The sequence below is a fragment of the Butyrivibrio sp. genome, assembly GCF_024699075.1.
In genome coordinates this window covers 1-6230 of record NZ_JAILQF010000086.1, presented here as the reverse complement: position 1 = coordinate 6230, position 6230 = coordinate 1, and the positions used below count along the sequence as shown (strand labels likewise).

Here is a 6230-nt window from a genome sequence, read left to right as displayed (position 1 = left end):
AAGAAGTAAGGATGTGGACGAGATAGTTAAGACAGTATCACTTCTTCTTGGCTCATTTGGCGGTATCAACCTTGAGGATATCTCAGCTCCAAGATGCTTCGAGATTGAAGAGAAGCTTAAAGAAGTAAGTGACATCCCGATTTTCCATGATGATCAGCACGGAACAGCAGTTATCACACTTGCAGGACTTATGAATGCCCTTAAAGTTGTTGGTAAGAATATCGAAGACATCAAGATCGTAACAAGCGGAGCAGGTGCTGCCGGAATCGCTATCATTAAGCTTCTTATGGCAATGGGACTTAAGCATGTCATAATGACAGACCGTAAGGGCGCTATATATGAAGGCAGAGAAGGCCTCAACCCTATCAAAGAAGATATGGCCAAGATCACTAACTTCGATAAGGAGAAGGGAACACTTGCAGATGTAATAAAGGGCGCAGACGTATTTATCGGAGTATCTGCTCCCGGAACACTCACTCAGGATATGGTCCGCTCCATGGCTAAAGATCCTATCATCTTTGCCTGTGCAAATCCTACTCCCGAGATCTTCCCTGATGAAGCCAAGGCAGCAGGCGCAGCAGTAGTATCAACAGGAAGAAGCGACTATCCTAACCAGATCAACAATGTACTCTGCTTCCCTGGAATCTTCCGCGGAGCTCTCGATGTAAGAGCATCTGAGATCAACGACGAGATGAAGATCGCAGCAGCTAAAGCTATCGCATCTCTCGTATCCGACGAAGAACTCTGCGCAGATTACATCCTTCCTAAGGCATTCGATCCAAGAGTAAAAGAAGCTGTTGCTACTGCAACAGCTAAAGCAGCCAAGGAAACCGGCGTTGCAAGAATCTAAATATTGGCAAGAATACTAATACAAATAAATACTAAATCAATGGGCTACAACTTAATGATTTTTATCATTGAGTTGTAGTTTTTTTCTGAAAAATGCATTTCGTCGTATAAAAATGTCATTTCGTCAGATATTGAAGATTTAAAAACTGATAATTGGTATAATGCCTAGGAAGATAAGTTAATAGCACTTCTTATGGAATTAGGTCTTTCTGAGTTTATTGAATCTGGTACTATTAATCTCGAGATGTTTAAAGGTATTTTCGTATTAATTCCAGTGATAGACAACGAATTGTTAACAATATCAGAGGAGATGTTATAACTTTACGTCTTGATCAAAAATATTTCATACGTATAAATGAAAAAGAATGGGAAAATTATGATGATTTGTTGGAATTCATTGTCAATAACGGCATTGAAGTCAAAACAAATTATCCTAAAGATTTCGCTAAGGTCAAAAAGAGAATACTAAGTCAAAACAAAAACTCAAAAAACCAGAGTCACGACAAATTATTGACAGAAAGGCAAGAAAGCTAAGTATTAGAGAAAAAATAGTAGTGGTAGTTTTGACTTGTTTTTTGGATTGGAGGATTAAATGTCTGGAATTAAAGAAGTCGAAGCAAATACTTGCTATGCAAGGGGAGTAATACAATATTCTTTTACATTCATATCAGGGGCACTTTCTGCTATGTACTTGGCGGTTTTAATTTGGGGAAAATGGGGAACTGTTTATGATTTGTATGGAGGCATTATTTTTGGTATTTTTATGGACGTTATATTTATATACAATCTATTGCTATGTATTTTTTATAAAGTTGAAGTAGAACAAAATAGGATTGTTTATACGAACATTTTTAATAGGACAGTATATATTGATCCAAAAGATATAAATGATATTACTAATGTGGACGGTGGAAAAGGAAAAAAATAAAACTAAAAGGGAACAGAATAATAATGATTTATTGGTATCAGAATTATTTTGAGGTTAGTAAAAAGATATATGAATTAGTGGCTGCGAGTAAGAAAGAATAATACAAGGTTAGCTCTGATTGGTTTATTACGTATGTAAAGAAGATGTTTTTAAGTGAATATGCTTGAACTCTCCGAATCATTATAAAGAGCTATGCGTATTGGAACAATGATTTTATTGGATGGAGGATATTGTGGGAACAAAACTTTGTAACTTAAATATATATAATCCCGAAAAGAAGCCGTATGAGCTGGAAGCAGGCTATTCAGTAGTTCATATTGCAGATGGATGGGACACCATTCTTGAAGATGAGATGGTCCTTAACTATAACAAGATGGCAAGGATTGCTAGAAAATTTTCCAAAGAGCTAAATTCACCAGCCATTACCGTCAATTATTTCGATGATGATGTTTTTATTCTGGATATCACTAAGGATGGTAAAAAAGCTGCTTACCATGTTGTAAAATACGATAATTCTTTTTCAAAGAAGATACCGATCATAATAGAAGCACTTAGACTTGATGATAAAGACGCTAAGGTATTCAAACATATCATGAGAAACGAAAAGGAAGCTTCGAAAGCTATAGACAAACTTAGTGCTATCTGTGGAATTCCTTTTTATGTTGATATGATGATCTTCAAAGAAACCAAGGGGCCTTTTATATCTGATAAAGCCGCTGTTATCGAAGAGATTAATAGCAAGAAGAAAAAATATAAAAATAAATCACAAAAGGCAGAACTTCTAGAAGAATTCCCTGGTGCTGTAGTGAAGTACTATACAATTCCTTCAAATAGTGATAATTACTCAGGTATCATAAGGACAGTAGAACCTGATGAAGATGAACTTGATTATGGAAAGGTTCACTGTTATCAGGTGGCAGATGGCGCAGTTCCAACGCTGCGTAAGGTGCATGATTATTATATCCCTATCCATGAGTACACTAAAAAACCCAAAAATACAAATGTATGCATAAATAAGGATGATCATCTTATTGGTGCTACTTTACATATGACAGAGCCACCGTTTTGGGGGCTTTATGTCACATCGGATAAAGATACGATAAATAAGATTCTTGGATCAGGAATAATACCGGAAGAAAATCTCTCAAATAGTACATATTACTTTGCAGATGAAGCTTCAAAGGTTGATATGGAGCTTTTTCCAAAGGAACCCAACAAGGGATTGGCAGAATCGGTACAAAAAGATGATAAGCACGTGCACTATACTGCTTTGGCAATTAAGAAAAATAATGATGTCATCATTAGAATAGGCACATATTTTGAAAAATCTAGTGGGAAGTTTGAAGCGTTTGCCAGATTTGATTTTTGGAATGAGGATCACGTTTTTATAGAAACTAAATTAGTACCAATAGAATATGGAGTTAATTTCCCTTTTATAGGTTCTGATTTTACTTATATAAAAGAAAAGCAGGAAATAGTATACGGACATTGTATATACAATTTAAAAGAAAAAACAGTAACCAAGAATCTGCAATTTCCTGAAAAAAACACTTTTATTGAAAAACGAGTGATCAATGGGAAAAAATGTCTGATAGTTGGTACCAGCAGATATATTCAAATCTATGACTATGACCTCAATCTTCTAAATGCGTACAGCCTTTTTGGTAAGTATATTAAGTGGTTTTACGATGATGAAGACAATATGTATGTGATAACAAGTTCTATGATCCACGGAACTGAAAGCAGAGGAATGAATGCCAAAGATAAAGTAAGAATGTACAAGATTGAATTATCAAAGCTGTGAAGGGTACATGCATAGCTGGTATTGGAGTGTTTTTGAAGTGCTTCATGTTGAGAGGTTAACATTTGGATAATTGGACAAGGAACATCGATTCGATAATAAGCTCGATATTAACAGAATTAAATATTGATTCAATAGAAAAACATATATGCAATAAGAAAATAGAATATGTGCTTATGAAATGGGAGATGGTAATTCCCATTTCATATACTTTGGATAAGGCGTATGACTTTATGGTCGTTGATGTTCATAGCGAAAATATTGTTTATAGTAATACAGAATTTGGAGTTGAACCTCTTGAGCTAAGCGGGCTGATCAATAGAGATATGATTAAAATCAGAAATGAAAAGCCATATAAATAAAGTGTATCCATGGCAGGAGAATAGTAATGTATATAAAAAATATAGAATGGCTGGACCAAAATGAAAAAGAAGCTATTACTGTTGTTTCAGATACTAGATATGAAATTACATGTTTTGCTGATGGATTACAGCAAGGGATAAATGATGAATTAACAAAGCCTTTAGAGTGTGTGATTGTTAAAAATATTATTCGAAGTGATGAAGAAGATAAAGTTGAAAAAACAGATTCTTCTTTTGGTTATCATTTGTGTGGAAGGCTGCTTGATAGAAAGTCGGGTTTAATGGTAGTTGGCCAGATAAAGCTACATATTAAACCCGAACTTATACCAGGTGATATTGATGATGACGAGCAAATCGAATTTGATTGTTGCAGAATAGATATTTGGGAGGCGATATGAAAAAAAGATGTTGTTTGATATTAGTTACTTAAGTTTATTGAACCTGGTATCAATGTGGAAGAACAAGAGCAATACTTTGATGGACTCTACAATGATATATCAATAGCAGGCCCAGGAGGAGTGTATGCTGCAGTGGAATTCTTTGATGAGTTTATAAAAAGTTTTCAAACGTATGGATCTATGGATGTAAAACAGGAAGCATCATGGAATAATACTTTTTCTGAATACGGAATTCCATATCCTGGTGATGGAGGATTATTTATATATCATGGACAGGTAATGGATCCATCTACTTTAGGTAATGTAACATATGCTTATATTGCATCTAAGTATTTTTCTGAGTTTGTAACATACTCAGGAGGCGCTGCGGTTCAAGTTAAAAGATACTGGTTGGGAGATTTGATATATATGTATGCACTTCCTTATTGGGGGGGGACATGGATGAAGATCGTGAGGCAATTGAATTGGGTATAAAATGGAGAAAGGAAGGATTTCCCTGTGATGGTTAATAATAGAAAAAGATTATTAGTTTCTATAATAGGATGTATTTTATTGATTATTATACTCAATAAAATTTACATAAATACTAGATATGTTAAACAGAGCGAAATAAAAGACTATGTTTTGAATAACCAAGAATTATTAAATACTTTTGCCCAAAGATTATATCAGAACCAAGAAGATAGCTTATTCATATATCGCAAAGTTAGTGAGCTGCCAGAGGATGATTATATTTTTAAAGTATATGGCAATCTACGAATCGATAGAACTGTTGTTTATAAAGATTTCTATTACAATGAAGACTTAATAAAAATTTATTTGAAATATACCCCCCAATCTAAAGATTATTATTCATGTGGATTATATTATTCGCCAAAGAATGTGACTCTAGATTATTATAGGGAGGTTCAACCTGGCGATACATATGAGTATGATGGAACTCCAAAAGGTAGAAAAATCAGATATAAATCTGAAAAAATTTGTGATTACTGGTACTATTTTGAAGAGGATGTCTGGAACTAATACAGCATAGAATATTTATTGATATTGGTACCAATGTCAATGGCTCTAATACAGATTATATCCTCTAGATGAAAGAGGATAATAATCAAAAGTAATTTTATAATTTTGTTGAATCTGGTTCTATTAATCGAGGTGACAATGACGGTAAAAATAGATACAAATAGGCAATGCATAAATTCTATAAAAGGTGCAATTTTTACATTTTTTCCAGGTATTACCGGAGCATTATTGAGCATGGGAATAGGAACAAATCATTTCGATTATTCTGAATTTAGGGTGTTCAGCTTTATATGTGCTCCAGCAATAATTTTCTGTATTGTTTATATAGTAAATAGCAATAGAAAAGCGATCAATCAAATAAGTTTTGAAGATAATAAGATAATTGTTGAGTCAAATGGCCAATCAAGCTCATTCGGATATGATGATATTCATAACTATAGAGTGTATAAGAAAAAGAATGGAGAACAGATGATAGCATTCGAGTTAAGGTATAAAGATATTATTTTAAGCGAAAAATATTCAGGCAATTTAGAGCAATTAATTCATTATTTAGATGTTCAGTTAAAAAGGACCAAATTGTAAGTGATAGCTCTATTCTTGATTAGAAGCATAGACCACTTCCCAATACATTCATGGTTGTAGTTTACCTTTTATTTTAGAACAACAGGTATAAATATATAATTTCAAGGAGAGGCGTTGTATATGAAAAAGATAGTTATTATTTTTTTTGCAGTTGTGATTGTTATTTGCGCAGCTGTAATGGGATTCCTAACCTTTGGAAATTCTCAAAAAGGAAGCGTAGAGATAGTAGAAGATAAGTCCTACCTTAGCGACTTCGAAGTTCAGGATGGAGAGACCAGAATTAACTG

The 6230-nt window shown here is 33.8% G+C and carries 8 protein-coding genes; all 8 read left to right on the top strand.

Annotation, left to right across the window (positions count from 1 at the left end; genetic code table 11):
- The coding region (locus tag K6G87_RS03445) for an NAD(P)-dependent malic enzyme (protein WP_296833938.1) at positions 1-850 on the top strand (850 nt) is incomplete at its 5' end.
- 591 nt (positions 851-1441) lie between these two features.
- On the top strand, positions 1442-1777 hold the full coding sequence (locus K6G87_RS03440) for a hypothetical protein (protein ID WP_296833935.1): 336 nt from the start codon (positions 1442-1444) through the stop codon (positions 1775-1777).
- Between the two features lie 232 nt (positions 1778-2009).
- A complete protein-coding gene (locus K6G87_RS03435; protein WP_296833931.1) occupies positions 2010-3581 on the top strand; it encodes a hypothetical protein in 1572 nt (523 codons plus the stop codon).
- Between the two features lie 62 nt (positions 3582-3643).
- Positions 3644-3940, top strand: coding sequence for a hypothetical protein (locus K6G87_RS03430; RefSeq protein ID WP_296833928.1), 297 nt, complete (start codon positions 3644-3646; stop codon positions 3938-3940).
- A 26-nt stretch (positions 3941-3966) separates the two neighbouring features.
- A complete protein-coding gene (locus K6G87_RS03425) occupies positions 3967-4338 on the top strand; it encodes a hypothetical protein (protein WP_296833925.1) in 372 nt (123 codons plus the stop codon).
- A 54-nt stretch (positions 4339-4392) separates the two neighbouring features.
- A complete protein-coding gene (locus tag K6G87_RS03420; RefSeq protein ID WP_296833922.1) occupies positions 4393-4812 on the top strand; it encodes a hypothetical protein in 420 nt (139 codons plus the stop codon).
- Positions 4813-4836: 24 nt separating this feature from the next.
- Positions 4837-5361, top strand: coding sequence for a hypothetical protein (locus K6G87_RS03415; RefSeq protein ID WP_296833919.1), 525 nt, complete (start codon positions 4837-4839; stop codon positions 5359-5361).
- A 138-nt stretch (positions 5362-5499) separates the two neighbouring features.
- Positions 5500-5943, top strand: a complete 444-nt coding sequence (locus K6G87_RS03410) for a hypothetical protein (RefSeq protein WP_296833916.1) — start codon at positions 5500-5502, stop codon at positions 5941-5943.
- Positions 5944-6230 lie beyond the last annotated feature (287 nt).

Bases quoted from the DNA above. Each gene is read 5' to 3' on its own strand.
- K6G87_RS03440 (WP_296833935.1), top strand. From the start codon at position 1,442: ATGTCTGGAATTAAAGAAGTCGAAGCAAATACTTGCTATGCAAGGGGA.
- K6G87_RS03425 (WP_296833925.1), top strand. From the start codon at position 3,967: ATGTATATAAAAAATATAGAATGGCTGGACCAAAATGAAAAAGAAGCT.
- K6G87_RS03410 (WP_296833916.1), top strand. From the start codon at position 5,500: ATGACGGTAAAAATAGATACAAATAGGCAATGCATAAATTCTATAAAA.